The organism is Fulvimarina manganoxydans (assembly GCF_900176465.1).
Classification (GTDB): Bacteria; Pseudomonadota; Alphaproteobacteria; order Rhizobiales; family Rhizobiaceae; genus Fulvimarina; species Fulvimarina manganoxydans.
In genome coordinates this window covers 130627-147936 of the sequence record NZ_FWXR01000002.1, presented here as the reverse complement: position 1 = coordinate 147936, position 17310 = coordinate 130627, and the positions used below count along the sequence as shown (strand labels likewise).

Genomic DNA, 17310 nt, shown 5'->3' with positions numbered 1-17310 from the left:
GCGTTCAACTCCGAAGTAAGGCGGAAGGCGCGGGCGTCAGGCCTTGGGTGGCCCAAGAACTTCTCAGCCGGCCAAAGGCGCCAAGGCTTCAACGAACTCGGCGGGCTCGCCACGCGCGCTCTCGTCGAGCTGGCCCTCCCACATGACACGGGCGCCGCGAACGAAGGTACCGACCGGCCAGCCGGTCACCTCGCGCCCGTCATAAGGCGTCCATTGGGACTTCGACCCGATCCAGCCATCACGGATGGTCTCGCGCCGCTTCAGATCGACGATGGTGAAGTCGGCATCGTAGCCAAGCGCGATCCGACCCTTCCGCGACAGGCCGAAAATGCGCTGAGGACCAGCCGATGTCAGATCGACGAAACGGGCAAGCGACAAGCGGCCATGAGCCACATGATCGAGCATGATCGGAACCAGCGTCTGAACGCCCGTCATGCCGGAAGGCGACTTCGGATAGGTTTGCGCCTTTTCCTCCAACGTATGGGGCGCGTGGTCGGAGCCGAGAACGTCGACGACGCCATCGGCGATGCCTCGCCAGATGCCGGCCTTGTGCCGTGCCTCGCGCACCGGCGGGTTCATCTGCAGCTTGGTGCCGAGCCGGCCATAGTCGTCGGCCGTCATGGTCAGGTGATGGGGCGTCGCCTCGCAGGTCACGTTGCGCTTGTGGCCTGCCAGAAAGCCGATCTCCTCCTCGGTGGAGATATGGAGAACATGGATGCGCGCGCCGGTCTCTTCTGCGATCCGTACGAGCCGCTCGGTGCAGGTCAGCGCGGCGATCTCGTCGCGCCAGACGGGATGCGAGGTCGGATCGTTCTCGACACGTTCACTCTGGCGCTCACGAAGCCGATACTCGTCTTCCGAATGAAAGGCCGCGCGGCGGCGCGTATTCGTCAAAATGGCGCGGACGCCCTCGTCGTCCTCGACGAGAAGCGAGCCGGTGGAGGAGCCCATGAAGACCTTGATGCCCGCCGCGCCGGGCAAGCGTTCGAGCTCGGCGACGTCGCCGGCATTCTCGCGCGTTCCGCCGACCCAGAAGGCGAAGTCGCAATGCATGCGATGACGACCGCGCTTCACCTTGTCGGCCAGCGCTGCTTCGGTGACGGTCAAGGGATTGGTGTTGGGCATTTCGAAGACGCAAGTCACGCCGCCGAGAACAGCGGCTCGGGAGCCCGATTCGAGGTCTTCCTTGTGTTCGGCGCCCGGCTCGCGGAAATGGACCTGGCTGTCGATGACTCCGGGCAGGATGGTGAGGCCGGTACAGTCGATCACCTCGCCGGCCGACTGCGCCGAGAGTTCGCCGATCGCCGCGATGCGTCCGTCGATGATACCGATATCGCGCGCCCCGGCCCCATCCTGATTGACGACCGTGCCGCCTTTGAGGATCCTGTCATAGGTCGTCGTCATGGCTTGAGCGCCCCTGTCGCTTCGTGACTTGTCTTCGTGTTGTCCTCCGATAGCCTAAGGGTGGATCAGCGAACAAGGATTCGGCGTTTCCAGACGAGACGCCAGAGGATGCCATCATGCCCATCAGTCGACTGACCGACCGCGCCTGCCTCCTGGTCGAGGGGGCCGAGGCCGAACATTTCCTGCAAAATCTGGTCACGGCCGACATTCCCTCGATCGCGCCGGGCCATATGCGCCCCTCCGCGCTTCTGACGCCTCAGGGCAAGATCCTCTTCGATTTCCTCGTCGGGCGGACCGATACCGGTTTTCGTCTCGAATGCGCGGCGAGCGTCAGGGATACGCTCGTCAAACGCCTGACGCTCTACAAGCTGAGAGCCAAGGTCACGATCACGTCCGTCGACGATGCGGTTCACGCGATCTTCGACCAGGCGTCGGCCGATGAGGCCAAGGCGACCTATGTGGACGAACGTTTCGCGGACGGAGCCGTTCTGCGGCTCTATGGCGACCTGCCTGAAGGCACCGAAACCGTGGCCGCCGGCGCCTATCACGACCGGCGGATCCGCGCCGGGGTCGCGGAGGCCGAAACCGATTATCCGGCATCCGATCTCTTTCCCCACGATGTCCTTCTCGACCAAAATGGCGGGGTGTCTTTCAAGAAGGGCTGCTTCGTCGGCCAGGAGGTCGTCTCGCGAATGCAGCATCGCGGCACGGCGCGTCGGCGGCTGATGCTGATCGACGGCGAAGGCCATCTGACCCCCGGCGCCAACGTCTCGGCCGGCGGGCTCGCTGCCATCGGCACGCTCTATGCGGCGACCGGGAGCGCCGGCTTCGCCGTTCTGCGCATCGACAAGCTCGCCAAGGCCCTGACCGACGGCCAGTCGGTCTCGGTGGACGGGGTGCCGGTGGAAGCAACCGTGCCGCCATGGGCAGGCTTTTCCCTCGCCGCGGCGCCAAAGGACAGCGAAGACGAGAGCGCATTGTGAGAGCCCCAAGCCGAAGCCCAAAGCCCATTCGGGCCTGGCAGCGCATGCTCTCGGGGCGAAGGCTCGATCTCCTCGACCCGTCGCCGCTCGATATCGAGATCGGCGATATCGCCCATGGGCTGGCACGCGTTGCCCGATGGAACGGACAGACCATCGGCGATCATGCCTTTTCCGTCGCCCAGCATTCCCTCATCGTCGAGGCGATCGTGGCAAAGGAGACGGACGATCCGCGCTGGCGCCTCGCAGCTCTCCTCCATGACGGCCCGGAATATGTCATCGGCGACATGATCTCGCCCTTCAAGGCGATCCTCGGTGGCGACTACAAGAGCGTCGAAGCCCGGCTGCAGCGGGCGATCCATATCCGCTTCGGACTGCCCTCCGATCTGCCGGAGACCGTAACCAAGGCGATCAAGGCGGCCGATCGCCTCTCGGCCCATGCCGAGGCCGTGACCCTTGCCGGCTTCACACCGGACGAGGCGAACACCTTTTTCGGCCGCCCGAAACGCCATCGCGTCAATCCGGCCGACCTTGCGCCCTTGCCTGCGAAGGATGCCCAGGCGCGCTTTCTGGAGCGTTTCGCGGCCATCGACGGCGAGTGCCTTCAGGCAGCTCGCCGGGCGAGCGAGACGATCCCGAACCGGGACGCCCTTGCCGAAACCGACCTTCGAGCCCAAGAAGGGTGACATGAGCTATCTCGTCGTCTCGTCTCTCGCCGATCTTCCCGAAACGGTCGCCCGCCATGGCGCGCTCGATCTCGTGACCCTGATCAATGCCGATACGCCGGTCCCACGCCCGGCGACGATCGAGGCGTCCCGCCACCTCTTTCTCGGCTTCAACGACATCGTCGAGCCGACCGAAGGCCTGACCGCGCCCGGCGCCCAGCATGTGGACGAGTTGATCGCCTTCGGCGCCCGCTGGAACCGCGAAACACCCTTGGCGATCCACTGCTTTGCCGGGATCAGCCGCTCGACGGCGGCGGCCTATATCCTGGCCTTATCGATCAATCCCGAACTCGACGCAATGCGGCTCGCCGACGAGCTGCGCAAACGGGCCCCCTCGGCAACGCCCAATCTGCGTCTCGTGACCTTTGCCGACGAGAAGCTGAAGCGCGAGGGCAAGATGATCGAGGCGATCCGCTCGATCGGCCGGGGCGAGGACGCCTATGCGGGAACGCCGTTCGTGCTGCCGCTGCAATTCGAAGACTGACCCGGTAGCCGTCAGCCGCGCGGTTTGTAGACATTGCCGGGCCCTGGAAAGCGCCGCTCCTTGACGGCACTCGCATAGGCACTGGCAGCCTCGTCGACGGCACCGGCCAGAGCGCCAAAGGTATGGACGAACCGGGGCACGCGTGGTGTCAGGCCCAGCATATCCTCCAGGACGAGAATCTGACCGTCGCAGGATACGGACGCGCCGATGCCGATCGTCGGGACACCGATTTGAGCCGTGATCTCGTCGGCCAGAGGTTCGACGACGCCTTCGACGACGACGGCGAACGCTCCGGCCTCAGCGACGGCTTGCCCGTCCTCCAAAATCCTCCTTCGCGCGGCCTCGTCATGGCCCTGGCTGCGAAAGCCGCCAAGCGCGTTCACGGCTTGGGGCGTCAGGCCCACATGGGCCATGACCGGAATGCCGCGATCGCTTAAGAAACGGATCGTCGGCGCCATGGCTTGGCCGCCTTCGAGCTTGACCGCGCCAGCCCCCGTGCCGGCCATGACCGCCGAGGCCGTGGCGAAAGCCTGCTCGGGGCTCGCCTCATAAGAGCCGAAGGGCAGATCGATGACGACGAGTGGCAGGCTTGTCGCTGAGACCACGGCGGCGCCATGGCGGATCATCATGTCGGGCGTCGCGGCAAGGGTCGAGTCCATGCCATATTCGACCATTGCGAGACTGTCGCCGACGAGAAGGAAATCCACATGCGGTTCGACGAGCCGCGCCATGACGGCGCTATAGGCCGTCAGCGAAACGATCGGCTCGCCGCCCTTGCGGCCTCGGATGTCGACAGCCGTCCGGCGCTTCGTTGCGGCCCCGGTACTCATGAGGCCATCTTGCGGTTGATACCGGCATGAGGCGCGGCGGCTTCTCGCTGGTCGATGAGAAGAACCTTGCCGAAGCGCGCCGTGATCAGCATGACGACCGGCTCTTGTCCGATCGTCTCGATCGGTGCCAGTCCGTTGCTACTGCGAATATCCAAAGAGGCAAGATCTGCGCGCGGCTCTTGGGCAATCAGGCCGCGCATTGCGGAGAGAACCGCTTCGACATCGCCCTCCCCGCCTTCGATCATCCTGGCGCCGAGATCCAAGGCCTGCGACAGGACGCGCGCGGCGACGCGGTCTTCCGGTGTCAGGCGGACATTGCGCGAGGACATGGCAAGGCCGTCCTCTTCGCGAACCGTCGCAACACCGACAATACGCACCGGGCTTGCCAGATCTTCGACCATCCGCCGAATGACCGTCAGCTGCTGGAAATCCTTCTCGCCGAAATAGGCGCGATGGGGGCCAACGATATTGAAGAGTTTGGAGACGACGGTCGCGACGCCGCGAAAATGCCCAGGACGCACCGCCCCGATCAGATCGCTCCCGAGCGGCTCGACCGAGACGACGGTCTCCATGGGGCGGGGGTACATCTCGTTGACCGGCGGGGCGAAGACGATGTCGGCGCCGGAGCGCTCGCACAAGGCGCTATCACGCTCTAGATCACGCGGATAGAGCGCGAAATCCTCGCTCTCACCGAACTGCGTCGGATTGACGAAGATCGAGACGACGACGATGTCGCATTCGGCCCGCGCTCGTTCGATCAAGGACAGATGCCCATCGTGAAGCGCGCCCATGGTCGGCACGAAACCGATTGTCCGGCCAGCCCGGCGGCTGCGTTCGAGGGCTGATCTCAGATCGGCGATACGGTCGAAAATCTGCATGTTTCTCGGCCCGCTGGTCGGCGTGAGGGTTGAGCAACCGCCTTCTACATGAGTTCGGGGCGCTTCGATACAGGAGCTTGAGGCTTCGATTTTCATCGGCGCCAACGGGCCGTCGTGAGACCAGTCCGGCTACTCTGCGGGCTGATTTCGCCCGAATTTCGAGCAGGGCGATCGTTGACGCCCGTTAAGATATCCTGCTGAGCCCCGTATTGAGCGCCTCCGCCAATCAACAGACATTCCGGTATCCAAGGCTGCGGCGGACTGCGTCTAGCAATCGCCATCCCCTTAGACCAGAAGAACACGAATTGCTATTATTGGTAATAAATCGCGGCCAGAGCAGCCTCGAATGCGAGGGAATTCCTTCGGGAGGCTTGCGAATGTTGCTCAAATATGGCTTCTTCTAGGCGGGGCTACAAAACGGTGTATACGATGCTGATCCAGTTTCCTGGACGCCCCGATCGATTCCGTGCGTTGCTGGCAGAAGCTTCCCTCGATCGTCTCGAGTGGACGATGTTCTTGCGCCATCTGGAGCACGCCTTTCCCGGCCTTCTCGTTTCGACAGAAGAGGTTACGCTGGCGCCCGGCTCGCAGATTCCGGTCCTCGCCATGGTCGGATCAGGCGTCGGGTCTCACGCGGGCGATCGCTATTGGCATCTGGGTCTCGGCAATCCGGAACGCGGGACGCTTCTCAGCGAGCCCAATTTCATCGAAGGCGACCGAACCGGGATTCGGGCTCTTCTTCTCGACTGCGACGACAAACGTCTGCAATTTCTGATTGCAAGAATGCCCGAAGATCGGCAGGAGATGTATCGCCGTCCGCTGGAGGTTCTCCTCGCCATGCTGGCCGACGATATCTCCGATGCCTATCGCACAGCCGCGTTTCGCGGGCTGGATGACGTGTCCCTCGATCGCACTCGCCTCGAAACCCAGTGGGACCGAGTCCAACGACCCGTCGCCCTGATTTCGAGCGATTTACGCATTCACGGCCTGAACGCCGCAATGATCGACATGCTCGACGATCGCAAGCTTTTCAGACCGTCCAAGGCCCATGATCGCCTGCGCCCGGCGGCGGCTCTAGACCATGATCGCCTGCACGAAACGGTCAGTGACCTGGCAAGGGGTCGACGTCAATCCGCCTCCGTGACGATCGGCAAGCGCTGCCGCGAGATCGCCATCGATCTCAGAACCGCGTCGGACTCGGCGAAGTCCTCCCCGCAAAGACGTGGGCGCATCATTGCAACGATCGCGATCTAAGGGAAAGGCGTCGCTCGACCTGCAGCGATAGGAGAGCGACCAACCTCATTCGATGGGCTGGCCTCATCGCCGACTATGCCGGCCGATCGGTCGCGAAGGTGATTTGTCAGGCGAGGGTCATTGGTCAAGCAACCCGCCCACCGCTTTTCGGACGGCGAGTATTCCCTGGCTCAGCCTTCGAATATGGGAACCATGCGCGAGCGGCGCACATCAAGCGTCAGTCACGTCGGATCAAGATCGATATGCTCTCGCGGACCGAGACTGATCTTGGGGCGGCGCAATTCGTGCCGCCGCCCGTCATCATTAAAAATCGGCCGAAACGGCCTGACCTTTCAGCCGCGCGGCGCCAGAACCATCATCATCTGACGGCCTTCCAACTTTGGCTCGGCTTCGACCTTCGAAATCTCGCTGGTCTCCTCGCGAACGCGATTTAGCAACTGCATTCCGAGTTCCTGGTGAGCCATTTCGCGACCACGAAACCGCAAGGTGACCTTCACCTTGTCGCCGTCGTCGAAGAAGCGGCGCACGGCCTTCATCTTCGTCTCATAGTCGTGATCGTCGATATTCGGCCGCATCTTCACCTCTTTGACCTCGATGGTCTTCTGGCGCTTGCGGGCTTCGGCGGCCTTTTTCTGGTTCTCGTATTTCAGCTTGCCGAGATCGAGAATCTTGCAGACGGGAGGCGATGCATTCGGCACGATCTCCACGAGATCGAGCCCAGCCTCCTCCGCCATGGCGAGAGCCTCTGACGTCGGAATCTCACCGCGATTCTGACCCTCCGAATCGATCAGCTGGATGGTCGGGACGCGAATTTCCCTATTGGAGCGCGGCCCCTCCTTTTGAGCCGGCGGTGCACGAAATGGTCTGCGAATGGTCGTTGTCTCCGGTTGTTGACGACTTTGATGGGCAATGCTCAGATAGTTCCGGTGGTTCCGGCATCCAAGCTCTGTCGATCTCGCACCGTGGCGAGGCGATATTGGGGGCACTATAACATGAGCGCCGAAAAAAGACACCCGCCGCGAACCGGATGTCTTTCCGGCACGTTTCGTGACGGCCGATCAAGCCTCACGCATCCTTCAGCGCCATTGCCTCAAATTCGCACTTGACGAACGGCGCGAAAACGGAGAGACAGCGCCCATCGACGACGCGCCGTTCCAGCGGCGTTCTCTCGAAGTGTCGTTCGCCTTCGCGGATCGCGACGATACGCCAAATTTCGACCCTTTTGCGGTTTCGGGATCGGTTTGATCCTCCGCCAACGAGTTGGGTCAGAGCGCTGCTGTAGCTCAGTGGTAGAGCACTCCCTTGGTAAGGGAGAGGTCGCGAGTTCAATCCTCGCCAGCAGCACCATTAATCTCAGGGATTTCCAGCACTTTGGCTCAATTGGGCTTGCAGGTTTTAGCGCGTTCCAACGTGAACAGACGCCGAACTCGCAACGGTTCGTGGGGGAAAGCTGGGGGAATAGGTTCTCTGGCCGTTCACGTCATATCGCTCATGACTTGCCGCTCGGCGCCGGCGACTCTACCTCGCCAGAATGACCCGCACCGCCCTCCTCTTCCCCGCAGCCGCCCAAGCCATCCCCGTCTGCGAAGGTGGTGATCGGGCGGCGCGCAAGCTTACCTGCATCGTCGACGGCGATACCGGATGGGAGCGCGGCGTGAAGTGGCGCATGGCGGGCGTCAATACGCCCGAGATGGCCGGCCATGCCGAGTGTTCGCGAGAGGCCGACCTTGCTATCCAGGCACGCGATCGGCTGCGCGAATTGATGGACGGCGGCTATCGGATTGAGGATAGTGGCGAGACCGGCCGATATGGGCGGGATCTGGTGAAGGTCCGGCTCAGTGACGGGCGAGACGCCGGGCAGGTGCTGATCAACGAAGGCCTGAGCCAGCCTTGGCCGAATGAAGGCAACAAATGGTGCGGACGCTGAGATGGCAGAGAAGACCTATTTCGTCGTCCAGGCGTTCGAGAAGAAGGGCAAGCGCCTTCTCGCGGTCCAGCCGACCCAATGCCGGTCCGATGACGATGCGATTGGCCGGGCCGAGCGTGATGCGAAGCGTTTCGCGGGCGTGGTCGCCTTCCGGCAAGTCGCGGACGACGAGACCGGCGAGGTTCTCGACGAACCGGTGGTGCTCGCACGCCACGGTGAGTTGCCGGCGAACATGGCCGACGAATGATGTGTTGCCCTCAGCGAGCCGGTTGACCATTCTGAGATCGTAGGGATCACAGAACAGCGGGATGGCGGCATGTCCGACCAAACCTTCATGCTCGTCGGCATCTGCGTCGTCGTCCTCGGTTCAGCCGCCATGCTTTCGCTGCTGTGAACGCCACCTATCCAGACGACACGCTTGGCCATCTCCGATCCCTCGGAATGGGTTTGATCGCGCACTGTGACGGCTGCGGTCACTCCGAGCTTGTGCTGGACGCGCTGATCAAGCGGTACGGCCCGGAGGCGGTTTATATCCAACGGAAGTGGCCTTTGCGATGCAAGCGTTGTGGCTCTCGCGAGATCGTTGTGATGGTGAAGGCCAAGTTGTTGGGTTAGTTCTAAGAATGTTCCACTACCATAACGGTTGATAAGGAATGGAACGCAAATAGAACGCCCGCCGTCACGGGAAATGCGACGACGGGCGCTTACGCATCACACAATGTCGGCGATCGAGGGATTGGGGAACGATTGCCTACGGAGATTGTCGGCGGAAAGGGTTAAGGTTTCGTCACGCTATCCCGGTGGGCGATATCCGGCCCCGCGAGCGCTCGCCACATCGACAAAGCACCTCTCGGCAATCGTCCGGTGATAGTCGATCGAGCTAGGCTCGTGATAGATTTTCCCTCGGTTGGTCCTGTTGCCTTTCACCGGCCGGTCGATCGGGCATATCGGATAGCTCTGGCCGTAAATGTGAGGCGCATAGGCTTCTTCCCGGTCGGCGCCCGCCCATTGCGTCCCTAGAAGAAACGCGACGATCGCGAGGGCCGAACCGCCGGCAATGATGTAATACCAGTGTGGCGGCTGGAACCCCTCCTTCGTCACGTCTGGCGAGACGGCCAAGAGAATAAGGCCGCCGGTCAGCCAGAAGTTGCCGAAGTTGGAATAGAGCGTCCCTAGCCATTCCATCGGCCTCCCCGCCACCACCCAGGCAATTCCGAAGGTGCCGCTATAGACGACGCCGAGGGAAATCAGGACAATGCCAAGAAGCGCATAGTGGCGCCCTTCGACCTTGCCGTATTTGCTCCGCAGCACGCCCCAGGCGTCCGGCCCCCATCCGAAAAAGACGACGACGCCGAAGACTAGCTTTGCCGCCGCGACAACGGCCGTCAGCCAAGGTCCTTCGGCCAGCATCCCGACGACCCAATAGAGGGCGAAGCCGGTGAGGATGAGCATGAACAGTTCGTTCTTAGCTAGCCTCTTCATGGCCGTGCCCCCTCATTTCCATCACGCCGGCCATGAGGGTCAGCCGCCTCGAATGCGAGTGAATAGTCTGCACTGTGTTACGCAAGTCGCCCCGCTCCTGTTCAAGGCACGTTTCAACCTCGCGCCTTGCAACCTCGTCTTTGTCATTTCGCCGTGTCAGGAAGCCGAGAAGGTTCATCGCCGGTCCCTCTCGTTGATCAAAAGCTCCAGCACTTTGAGCTGATCCCTGACCGATTCCCCGAGGCTGCCTAGCATCCGAACGTCCTTCAGGTGCTCCTCTCTCGTCCGCTGGTGGGCGTCTCGCTCGTCCTTGATTTCCGCCCTCAAGGTCCGCACGACCCACACCAGGGCGCCCATGAGCAGGATGCAGACGGCGCCGATGACGCCATTGTCGATGAGAGCCTGGCTTGCGGTGCCGATCACTGCCTCAGGCATGGCCTACCTTGGCCCGCCGGAGTGCATTCGGCGCCAAACGAGGCACCCGTCCTTGTCGCGGGTCAGCGCTTCGATTTGCCCTCCTCGATTGCGGATGCTGTTCTCGGCGCCGATCCGCTGACAGTCACGCATGAGGCCCGCGAGAGAGCGGCCGGGGGCGGGCTTGGAGTGAGCGGGCGTGAACAGCATCCACGCCAGCGCGAGGAAGGCCGCGATAGTCAGGGCGGCGGCAAGTGTGCGGCCCATGAGCTATGTCCCATCGTGGATGCGTTTGACCGCTTCGCCGACGGCTGGCGACACCTTGGACTTTGGGTCTGCGGCCGCGATCTCAACGAGCGCGTCATCCATGCGCGCAATCACGTCGCGCGCTGCCGGCGGCAACAGGTAAGAAACGGCATAGCCGATTGCGGTAGGCAGGATCGCCTGCCACTCGGCGGGGATGTCGGCACCGGCAGCGGACGCGATTTGGATCAGCAAGAACGCCACGATAGCGGACATGCCGCCGCCGAGAACCTTGCGGTCTGGGAACCACTTGCTCATGATCACGCCTCGTTGGTGCTGATGGCGCCCTCGGCGGCCATCTGTTGCGATTGGGTGTGGGTGGCGTCGGTCTTCGGCCAGCGGGCGCCGAGAAGGCGCGACTTGGCGATACGCGTGATCGTCACTGCGTTCGACTGGTTGCCGCCGAGAATGTGATAGGTCGAAGCGTCTTCGCCCACGTAGAAGGCGACATGGCCGCTGACGCCGTTGCGCGAGCCTCGCCAGAATACCATCACGGCGCCGAGGCGCGGCTTGGTCTCAGTGCCGAATTTCAGCCAGTTGCGCGCGAGATAAGGGTTCGCCGGAATATCCTCGCCCGGCAGCGCCCGCTTGATCGCGGTCTGTACGAAGTCACCGCACCAAGGCAGCTTGCGAGGGTCGCCGAGCGTCAAGCCATCCGAGCGCAGCCAAGCGGACAGCTCGGAATAGTTCTTTGCCTCGTGTAGCCCCTTCACCGATCGGGCCTCGATCATCCAGGCGGGTTCGCCGCCTTCGACCGCGATCGGTTTTGCCCGAGGTTTGGCGTCCTCGTCATAGAGGAGATGCATCGTCTGGATGACAGGATACGGCCTCGCCGTCAGGCCATTCGCGCGCTTGAAGTCAGTCAGCGCCGCTTCTGTCTTCGCCCCGGCATCGCCGTCGATCGCGCCATCGTAATAGTTCAGGTCTGCAAGGCGCGTCTGCACCGCCTTGACGATCTCTTTCGACATGGTTCACCTCAAAGAAAAAGGCCCGCCTGAGCGAGCCCTGTGGATTGCTTGTTGATGGGGTGGGGAGGTCAGCCTGCGGCGCGCTGGCCGCTTTGGCTCTCGCCGTCCAGCGACGTGGTGTAGCCGCTCTTCGAATAGTCGTGGTTGGCCGTGGCGATGATGAAGGGCAGACCGTCGACACCTGGGCGGCATCCGGCAAACGTCAGCGGAGCGCCAGCACGTGCGGCCGGGTTGCCAACGATCGTGCATGAGAACGTCGCTTGGCGCCGCAGGAGATCGCCGGCCTTGGCCTTCGCCGCGCGCTTGGCTTCCGCTTCGTCTGCGAATTGCTCGTTCAACCGATAGACCGCAGCCCCTTCAGGGTCGCTCTGTTCCTCGACGTCGAGCTTCTTGGCCTTCTTGCGATCCGTGTAGGAGGCCTTCACTGCCTTGTATTGCGTGCGGTCAGAGAACCGGACGCGGGCCGATCCGGGCTGAAGAATGGACGGCGTGACGATGACCGGCGTCAGCGCGGAGCCTGACGGGCTTTTGCCGCTGGCTTTCGAGGCGAAGATCAGCTTGCCATCCTTGACCGAGACGATAGCCCCGTGGCGATCGGCCAGCCGCTCTACAAAGTGAATGTCGCTTTCGCCTTGCTGGGCGAACCATTCATAGACATGCGAGCCGGCCTCGTCGTCTATGACCGGCTGAAGGCCGTTCTCGCTAGCGACTTGGGAGACGATATCCTTCACGGACTTCTGGTCCCAATGACGTTCCTTATTCTGCTTGCTTGATCCGCGCATCTCGGCCGCCTTGCCAGTGATCGACATTGAGAATGGGAACATCTCGACCTCGATTTCCTCGGCAGTGAAGGCGCCCATGTAGGCCATACCGGCAACGCCGTAACCCATCCAGATACGGATGATCGCGCCCTTGCGGGGGATCGCTGCGACGGGGAAATCGTTAAGCTGGATGGAGCACGTATCCGAGGACACGCCCTCCTTATCCGTCACCTTGCACGAGATGATGCGCGAGGCGAAGACGCCGCTGACAAGCTGGCCGTCGATCGTGATCTTGCAGGATGGCGTCATGGCTCAGTCCCAGAGCGTCACGACCGGGACAACCTCAATCGCTGTCGGGATGTCAGGTAGGAGAATGGACGTACCGACAGGCAGGATCGGGCCGAGCGCGGCAAGGCCAGGATTGGCGTCAAGGACGGCTTCGACGTAGCCGCTTTCGTCGCCATAGGTTCGCCGGCAGATCACGTCCAGCATCTCCTTCGTTTCGGTCACGATGGTGTCTGCCATGATTGCCTCAGAAGTAGCTCAGAACGGACGCCGGGTTGAACGCAATCGAGCCCGACCCCTGATAGGCTTTCAGGTCGATCGCATAGGCGTTCTTGCGCGGGCGGCCGAACTCGTCGACGAACTCGGGATCGTCGTTGATGGCTTCGATGACGAACATGTCGAAGATGTTCTGCGTCGTGCCGTTGAGCGCGACGAGTGGCAGGATCTGCCCGCCCTTCGCCGCCTCATAGAGCCCGAATAGATTTCGCTCGCCGCCGAACTCCACGGGGAACAAGACGCCGCTGATCTGTTCGATATAGCCGTCGCCGCCGGTCCATTGCGACGGGTTCATGCCGCCGGCAACTTGGACCTCCGCCCAGCGTGTGCCCTGGCTGCGGCGCCGTTTGTCGAAGCCGAAGCCGTGCGCCTCGAAGGCGAAAGGCCCGAGTGCCATAATGACGGGGCCGGCCATTAGTATATCCCATCCGTAAAATGAGACCTGAGAAGAATGCCAGCTTCACGGCTGAACTCTCGGCGAATATCCGCAGCGCTCGCGTTCGAGCCGCCCTGAACGATGATGTTGCCGAAAGTGACGCTCACTGGCCCGCCGCCGCCCTGTCCTGCGCCACTTTGCCGTGACGACCGAACCAAAGCGTTCGTGTCTCGCGCGTTGATGATGTGACCGTTGACCGGCGGGACGAAGATTTCGCGTCCGCGCTCGCCAACCGTGAACGGCATGCCAGCGGTGACCGGGCCGCCTGTGGCGCGGCCTTCCATCCGAGCGGCACCGGAGCCAAGAAGAGCAGCGGAAGAGTCGCCCGGCATTATCGGCTTCATGGGGTCGTTGCCAGCGTGACCTTTCCCGACAGCCTGTGACCCCATCCAGCCCGGCATGCTGGGCCATTTGACCAGACTTGCCAAATCGATGGTCCCGATCGCACTCATGATCCGAGAACCGAGACCTTGGAACCAAGCAAGAATACGTTCAACCGGGTTCTGGAACCGTTCGAAGAAGTCAATGATGCCAATTTGGCCGACGATAAGGGAAGCCAGGTTTTGAAAGTTCGCCGCGATCTTGCTTGGAACGGCGGTAACCATATTCAAGAAGGCCGTTGCGGCGCGCTGACCAGCCGATCGGAATTCGCTTTCTGCCGCACCTGAGAAATCTTCAACAGCCCAGATGTTTGCGAAAACATCGCTAATCCAAGTTCCAACAGCCCGGAAAGCATCCATCACCATAGCGCCGAATTCGTTGATTGCGTTCAACGCCGGCTGGACAAACTGTTCAACGCCAAGGGCCTCCGCGACCTTCATCCCAAAATTGCCCACCTCAGTGGCGGCATTGGATAGAGCGGCGCCAATTACCTCGCCGAAGCCCTCGAAGAAGTTAGAGATTGGCTCCCAATATCGGCGGATAAGGATTGCAGCGACGCCGAGAGCCGCGCCAATCGCCAAGATCGGCCACGATAGGCCGGCCAGAATGGGCGCGGCAGCCGCGCCCGCCGCCGACATGCCCTGGATCATCCGAGTGGCCGCCGTCGCGTTTGCCGCTGCGGCTGCGATCTGGGAAGCCGACTGCGACCGCGACATGCCGGCGATCATGGCTTGGCTCGCCTGAGACGCCTTCTTGGCCGTGTCAGTGACCTGATCGAGCTTCGAAAATACCTGATAGGTCTGCTTGCCCTTGAAGCCCATGAAGGCCATGGCTGAGGCAAGCGACTTCAGACCTCGAAGGGCGGCGCCGAGATAAGCGCCTCGCATCCAGAAGAACGAGAACTGCGCAGCCATCGCCGCAACGCGGAGGCCGACGAAGCCAGCCGTGAGAGCGATGATCGATTGCGTCAGCTTCGGGTTGGCCTCCGCGAACCGCGCCACTGCCATGACGATTGGGCCAAGGCGATCCATCAGGTCGTTGAGGGCCGGCAAGAGCGCCGAGCCGATCGCAATGCCGGCTGCCGTCGCCTTATTCTGGAAGAGCTGCATTGCGTTTGCCGTGGTGGCCGCGCGCGCCTCGAACTCCTTCTGAGCGGACCCGAGATAGGATGCTTGGTCCGCAACGGACTTCAGGGCGTTGTCATAAAGCTCGATGTTCGTGACCAGCGGTGCTAGAGCGCGCGCCTCGTCGCCAAAAATCTCCGAGAGCGCGTTCGCTTTCATGTGGTCGGGAAGTTTGTTGATGCGCGTTATCACATCGCGCAGCGTGCCGACGGCATCCTTGTTGAAGCGCTTTGCGACATCAACCGCGTCGAGCCCCAGAGATTCGAAAGCTTCGCTCAGCCGGTCAGTCGCGGTTTCTCCCTTGGCGAGCGCCCGACCCACGTTCCTGAATGAAGTCGCTGCAACTTCTGCCTCGGCGCCAGCGGCGATCATCGCCGAGCCAATCGCTGCGGTCTGCGTTGAGGTGAACCCGAACTGTTCGCCGGTCGCCGCGACCCTCTTCATGAAGTTGACGATGTCGGGGGCCGAAGACGCCGAAGTGTTCGAGAGATGATTGATCGCATCGGCCAGCGCGCCGGTATCGGCAACCGAGAGCTGGAGTTGCGTCTTGATCTTCGCCAGGGCTTCGCCAACGTCAGCCGACGTCATGTCGAAGGCCACACCGACCTTGGCGGCGATCTCCGTGAACTGCAAAAGCTCGTTGCCCGCCATGGCAGCCTGACCGGCCGCCGCAACGATGTCTGCGATACCCGTGGCGGCGATCGGAATGCGGGTGGACATGGCGACGATATCGGCCGACATCTGCTTGAAAGCGTCGGGCGTCGGAAAATCGACGACCTTTCGCACATCAGCCATTGCGCTTTCGAACTCCACCGCCGCCATGACGGGCGCTTTGATCGCGCGGTAAAGCCCGTAGCCAACTGCGGCAGTTTCGACCATCCGGCCGCGCATTTCGTCGAGCCGCTGGTTGTTTGCGCGCAACCGATCCTGCATGGTCGAGATCGCACCCGCGACACCTTTCGCGGGGCCGGTCACTTTGTCGACCAGCGACAGCACAAGTTCTGAAGTGAGGCGAGCCATGAAAACCTTATTTGCAGCCGCAGCCGCAATCCTCTTCACTTCGCCCGCCATTGCGGGGGGCATCGACGACGGGGCGAGTGCGATCGAACTTCATTTTGTGAAGACTAGCGGGTGGTCTGCCGTTGTCTGTGACACCGAGGAATTGAATGACCGCAGCTTCGTTTATTGCCATCCGGTACTCAACACTTCGGTTGGCGGATTATTCGAGGTCACAGAGCGAGACGGAAAGCCGGTGGTTCATCCGGTTACGGGCAAAGCTAAACAATATGTGAATGCTGAAAGCATCGAGGCTATGGACGGTGGGCGGATAGCTGTCGAGGAATGGGGCGGAAACCCCGCTGAAATCTCCGCCCTGATTGACGTCTTCCAATCCTAGTCGCTCTCGGGGTTTTCCATCTTCAAAAGCTCCTGCGCCCGATCGTAGTAGGCCAGGAACTTCTCGACTTCCCATTCTTCGACTTGGTCGATCGGCTGATGGAGATACCGGCCGATCGCCGCAATCATCAGGTGGTAGTCGGTGTCTCGCCGCTTGCTTCTTGTTTTTCCAGATGGCGCCTCATGTGCGCCTGCATCGACTTTCCCAGGAGCGGGATTGTCTCCTCCTGGACCTTCTCCCATTCGTCGATGGAAAGCTCTTGGATGACGGGCAGAGGAACGCCGGCCATGCTGGCGTACATCGCCATCGGCTTGACGCTCTCGCCCTTCACCAGATCCATGGCAGCAAGGTGCTTGGCCTTAAGCTTTCCGAAAGTCAGCTCGGTGTAGGTCTTCTTGTCGAACTCGACCGGGTCTTCGAGCTTCACGGTGATGGTTTTCTGGTCGGTCATGGGTCACCTCAAATCATGCGCAAGGCACCGGCCATGCCGGGCTGCTGCTTCACGCCACCGATGGTGATCCCGAAATCGTCATAGGCGTAGACCTCGGTTCCATCGATAACGAGTCGGCCTTCGTGGACGGCGATCTCGTATTCGGTCTCAGCTTTCTCGCCGGGAGACCAGTCGCCTCCGTCGACCTTCTTAAAGTCGCAGACCATCTCGAACCGAGCTTCATGCTCCCGGCCGTCCTCGCTTTCGAGATATCCATAGGCGATGATGTTGCGGTTCGAGCCGTTGACGATCCCGAACAGCGCCATAACGGCCGGGTCGAAAGCGGTCTCCGTGAAGGTCGCGGTCGTGACCTCATAGCCCATCGCCACTTCGCGCGGCTTAATCATGCCGGCGTTGCGAAACTCTTCCATGGTCCGTTCGAGGACCGGGATGGTGATGGACTGGCACTGTCCAATGCGAACGTCGCCCTCAACAGACAGGCTGACGTTCTTCAAGATATATGCGGGCTTACGCGCCATAGGTCGGCTCCTTTAGCCAAAAGAAAAGGCGGC

At 61.9% G+C, this 17310-nt stretch carries 23 protein-coding genes and 1 tRNA gene; 8 read left to right on the top strand and 16 right to left on the bottom strand.

Going from position 1 to position 17310, the window contains the following annotated elements; all coding sequences use genetic code 11:
• Window positions 1-63: 63 nt before the first annotated feature.
• Window positions 64-1404 carry a dihydroorotase gene (locus tag B9A15_RS03395; RefSeq protein WP_084408628.1) on the bottom strand — a complete coding sequence of 447 codons (1341 nt, stop codon included), beginning with the start codon at window positions 1402-1404 and terminating at the stop codon, window positions 64-66.
• A gap of 116 nt (window positions 1405-1520) precedes the next feature.
• Between B9A15_RS03395 and ygfZ the strand changes: the two genes are divergently transcribed.
• From ygfZ to B9A15_RS03380, 3 genes are read left to right on the top strand one after another with little or no spacing between them, the layout of a single operon-like run.
• A complete protein-coding gene (ygfZ, locus tag B9A15_RS03390) occupies window positions 1521-2387 on the top strand; it encodes a CAF17-like 4Fe-4S cluster assembly/insertion protein YgfZ (RefSeq protein ID WP_084408627.1) in 867 nt (288 codons plus the stop codon).
• Window positions 2388-2431: 44 nt separating this feature from the next.
• Complete coding sequence (locus B9A15_RS03385) at window positions 2432-3070, top strand: YfbR-like 5'-deoxynucleotidase (protein WP_084408626.1); 639 nt, start codon at window positions 2432-2434, stop codon at window positions 3068-3070.
• On the top strand, window positions 3036-3593 hold the full coding sequence (locus tag B9A15_RS03380) for a tyrosine phosphatase family protein (protein WP_425292945.1): 558 nt from the start codon (window positions 3036-3038) through the stop codon (window positions 3591-3593). Before B9A15_RS03385 ends, B9A15_RS03380 begins: the two co-directional genes overlap by 35 nt.
• 11 nt (window positions 3594-3604) lie before the next feature.
• Here the strand turns inward: B9A15_RS03380 and panB are convergent, their stop codons facing one another.
• Both panB and panC read right to left on the bottom strand, forming a co-directional pair.
• On the bottom strand, window positions 3605-4423 hold the full coding sequence (gene panB / locus B9A15_RS03375; protein WP_084408624.1) for a 3-methyl-2-oxobutanoate hydroxymethyltransferase: 819 nt from the start codon (window positions 4421-4423) through the stop codon (window positions 3605-3607).
• A complete protein-coding gene (gene panC / locus B9A15_RS03370; RefSeq protein WP_084408623.1) occupies window positions 4420-5301 on the bottom strand; it encodes a pantoate--beta-alanine ligase in 882 nt (293 codons plus the stop codon). Before panC ends, panB begins: the two co-directional genes overlap by 4 nt.
• Before the next feature lie 516 nt (window positions 5302-5817).
• Between panC and B9A15_RS03365 the strand changes: the two genes are divergently transcribed.
• Window positions 5818-6555: a hypothetical protein gene (locus B9A15_RS03365; protein WP_139798177.1), complete on the top strand. Its 738-nt coding sequence runs from the start codon at window positions 5818-5820 to the stop codon at window positions 6553-6555.
• Between the two features lie 332 nt (window positions 6556-6887).
• Here the strand turns inward: B9A15_RS03365 and infC are convergent, their stop codons facing one another.
• Window positions 6888-7427 carry a translation initiation factor IF-3 gene (gene infC, locus B9A15_RS03360; RefSeq protein WP_084408823.1) on the bottom strand — a complete coding sequence of 180 codons (540 nt, stop codon included), beginning with the start codon at window positions 7425-7427 and terminating at the stop codon, window positions 6888-6890.
• Window positions 7428-7827: 400 nt separating this feature from the next.
• Between infC and B9A15_RS03350 the strand changes: the two genes are divergently transcribed.
• From B9A15_RS03350 to B9A15_RS03340, 3 genes are all read left to right on the top strand, one after another.
• Window positions 7828-7902 (top strand) — tRNA-Thr (locus B9A15_RS03350).
• Window positions 7903-8086: 184 nt separating this feature from the next.
• The gene (locus B9A15_RS03345) at window positions 8087-8482 is read left to right on the top strand and encodes a thermonuclease family protein (RefSeq protein WP_244556772.1); all 396 of its coding nucleotides are present in this window, start codon (window positions 8087-8089) and stop codon (window positions 8480-8482) included.
• A gap of 1 nt (window position 8483) precedes the next feature.
• Complete coding sequence (locus B9A15_RS03340) at window positions 8484-8729, top strand: hypothetical protein (protein WP_084408620.1); 246 nt, start codon at window positions 8484-8486, stop codon at window positions 8727-8729.
• 545 nt (window positions 8730-9274) lie between these two features.
• Here B9A15_RS03340 and B9A15_RS03335 read toward each other — a convergent pair.
• From B9A15_RS03335 to B9A15_RS03290, 9 genes are all read right to left on the bottom strand, one after another.
• The gene (locus B9A15_RS03335) at window positions 9275-9934 is read right to left on the bottom strand and encodes a sunset domain-containing protein (RefSeq protein WP_084408619.1); all 660 of its coding nucleotides are present in this window, start codon (window positions 9932-9934) and stop codon (window positions 9275-9277) included.
• A gap of 204 nt (window positions 9935-10138) precedes the next feature.
• Window positions 10139-10399 carry a hypothetical protein gene (locus tag B9A15_RS03325; RefSeq protein ID WP_084408617.1) on the bottom strand — a complete coding sequence of 87 codons (261 nt, stop codon included), beginning with the start codon at window positions 10397-10399 and terminating at the stop codon, window positions 10139-10141.
• A gap of 3 nt (window positions 10400-10402) precedes the next feature.
• Window positions 10403-10645: a hypothetical protein gene (locus B9A15_RS03320; protein ID WP_084408616.1), complete on the bottom strand. Its 243-nt coding sequence runs from the start codon at window positions 10643-10645 to the stop codon at window positions 10403-10405.
• A gap of 3 nt (window positions 10646-10648) precedes the next feature.
• The gene (locus tag B9A15_RS03315) at window positions 10649-10939 is read right to left on the bottom strand and encodes a hypothetical protein (RefSeq protein ID WP_084408615.1); all 291 of its coding nucleotides are present in this window, start codon (window positions 10937-10939) and stop codon (window positions 10649-10651) included.
• 2 nt (window positions 10940-10941) lie between these two features.
• Window positions 10942-11649, bottom strand: coding sequence for an NlpC/P60 family protein (locus B9A15_RS03310; protein WP_084408614.1), 708 nt, complete (start codon window positions 11647-11649; stop codon window positions 10942-10944).
• A 68-nt stretch (window positions 11650-11717) separates the two neighbouring features.
• Complete coding sequence (locus B9A15_RS03305; RefSeq protein ID WP_084408613.1) at window positions 11718-12719, bottom strand: phage late control D family protein; 1002 nt, start codon at window positions 12717-12719, stop codon at window positions 11718-11720.
• 3 nt (window positions 12720-12722) lie between these two features.
• On the bottom strand, window positions 12723-12935 hold the full coding sequence (locus tag B9A15_RS03300; RefSeq protein WP_084408612.1) for a tail protein X: 213 nt from the start codon (window positions 12933-12935) through the stop codon (window positions 12723-12725).
• A gap of 7 nt (window positions 12936-12942) precedes the next feature.
• A complete protein-coding gene (locus B9A15_RS03295; RefSeq protein ID WP_084408611.1) occupies window positions 12943-13386 on the bottom strand; it encodes a phage tail protein in 444 nt (147 codons plus the stop codon).
• The gene (locus B9A15_RS03290) at window positions 13386-15932 is read right to left on the bottom strand and encodes a phage tail tape measure protein (RefSeq protein WP_170923157.1); all 2547 of its coding nucleotides are present in this window, start codon (window positions 15930-15932) and stop codon (window positions 13386-13388) included. Before B9A15_RS03290 ends, B9A15_RS03295 begins: the two co-directional genes overlap by 1 nt.
• Here B9A15_RS03290 and B9A15_RS22840 point away from each other — a divergent pair.
• Complete coding sequence (locus tag B9A15_RS22840; protein ID WP_170923156.1) at window positions 15931-16308, top strand: hypothetical protein; 378 nt, start codon at window positions 15931-15933, stop codon at window positions 16306-16308. The genes B9A15_RS03290 and B9A15_RS22840 overlap by 2 nt on opposite strands.
• Here B9A15_RS22840 and B9A15_RS23600 read toward each other — a convergent pair.
• Genes B9A15_RS23600 through B9A15_RS03275 form a run of 3 tightly spaced genes read right to left on the bottom strand, consistent with a single transcriptional unit; the run spans window position 16305 to window position 17277 of the window.
• Window positions 16305-16436, bottom strand: a complete 132-nt coding sequence (locus B9A15_RS23600; protein ID WP_280173777.1) for a hypothetical protein — start codon at window positions 16434-16436, stop codon at window positions 16305-16307. The genes B9A15_RS22840 and B9A15_RS23600 overlap by 4 nt on opposite strands.
• Window positions 16436-16759, bottom strand: coding sequence for a phage tail assembly protein (locus B9A15_RS03280; protein WP_084408608.1), 324 nt, complete (start codon window positions 16757-16759; stop codon window positions 16436-16438). The genes B9A15_RS23600 and B9A15_RS03280 overlap by 1 nt, the downstream gene beginning before the upstream one ends.
• Window positions 16760-16767: 8 nt before the next feature.
• Complete coding sequence (locus B9A15_RS03275; RefSeq protein WP_084408607.1) at window positions 16768-17277, bottom strand: phage major tail tube protein; 510 nt, start codon at window positions 17275-17277, stop codon at window positions 16768-16770.
• Window positions 17278-17310 lie beyond the last annotated feature (33 nt).

Excerpts from the sequence above, each read along its gene's own strand:
- B9A15_RS03395 (WP_084408628.1), bottom strand. The coding sequence starts at position 1,404 with ATGACGACGACCTATGACAGGATCCTCAAAGGCGGCACGGTCGTCAAT.
- ygfZ (WP_084408627.1), top strand. The coding sequence starts at position 1,521 with ATGCCCATCAGTCGACTGACCGACCGCGCCTGCCTCCTGGTCGAGGGG.
- B9A15_RS03385 (WP_084408626.1), top strand. The coding sequence starts at position 2,432 with ATGCTCTCGGGGCGAAGGCTCGATCTCCTCGACCCGTCGCCGCTCGAT.
- panB (WP_084408624.1), bottom strand. The coding sequence starts at position 4,423 with ATGAGTACCGGGGCCGCAACGAAGCGCCGGACGGCTGTCGACATCCGA.
- panC (WP_084408623.1), bottom strand. The coding sequence starts at position 5,301 with ATGCAGATTTTCGACCGTATCGCCGATCTGAGATCAGCCCTCGAACGC.
- B9A15_RS03345 (WP_244556772.1), top strand. The coding sequence starts at position 8,087 with ATGACCCGCACCGCCCTCCTCTTCCCCGCAGCCGCCCAAGCCATCCCC.
- B9A15_RS03340 (WP_084408620.1), top strand. The coding sequence starts at position 8,484 with ATGGCAGAGAAGACCTATTTCGTCGTCCAGGCGTTCGAGAAGAAGGGC.
- B9A15_RS03335 (WP_084408619.1), bottom strand. The coding sequence starts at position 9,934 with ATGCTCATCCTCACCGGCTTCGCCCTCTATTGGGTCGTCGGGATGCTG.
- B9A15_RS03325 (WP_084408617.1), bottom strand. The coding sequence starts at position 10,399 with ATGCCTGAGGCAGTGATCGGCACCGCAAGCCAGGCTCTCATCGACAAT.
- B9A15_RS03320 (WP_084408616.1), bottom strand. The coding sequence starts at position 10,645 with ATGGGCCGCACACTTGCCGCCGCCCTGACTATCGCGGCCTTCCTCGCG.
- B9A15_RS03315 (WP_084408615.1), bottom strand. The coding sequence starts at position 10,939 with ATGAGCAAGTGGTTCCCAGACCGCAAGGTTCTCGGCGGCGGCATGTCC.
- B9A15_RS03310 (WP_084408614.1), bottom strand. The coding sequence starts at position 11,649 with ATGTCGAAAGAGATCGTCAAGGCGGTGCAGACGCGCCTTGCAGACCTG.
- B9A15_RS03305 (WP_084408613.1), bottom strand. The coding sequence starts at position 12,719 with ATGACGCCATCCTGCAAGATCACGATCGACGGCCAGCTTGTCAGCGGC.
- B9A15_RS03300 (WP_084408612.1), bottom strand. The coding sequence starts at position 12,935 with ATGGCAGACACCATCGTGACCGAAACGAAGGAGATGCTGGACGTGATC.
- B9A15_RS03295 (WP_084408611.1), bottom strand. The coding sequence starts at position 13,386 with ATGGCCGGCCCCGTCATTATGGCACTCGGGCCTTTCGCCTTCGAGGCG.
- B9A15_RS22840 (WP_170923156.1), top strand. The coding sequence starts at position 15,931 with ATGAAAACCTTATTTGCAGCCGCAGCCGCAATCCTCTTCACTTCGCCC.
- B9A15_RS03290 (WP_170923157.1), bottom strand. The coding sequence starts at position 15,932 with ATGGCTCGCCTCACTTCAGAACTTGTGCTGTCGCTGGTCGACAAAGTG.
- B9A15_RS23600 (WP_280173777.1), bottom strand. The coding sequence starts at position 16,436 with ATGATTGCGGCGATCGGCCGGTATCTCCATCAGCCGATCGACCAAGTC.
- B9A15_RS03280 (WP_084408608.1), bottom strand. The coding sequence starts at position 16,759 with ATGACCGACCAGAAAACCATCACCGTGAAGCTCGAAGACCCGGTCGAG.
- B9A15_RS03275 (WP_084408607.1), bottom strand. The coding sequence starts at position 17,277 with ATGGCGCGTAAGCCCGCATATATCTTGAAGAACGTCAGCCTGTCTGTT.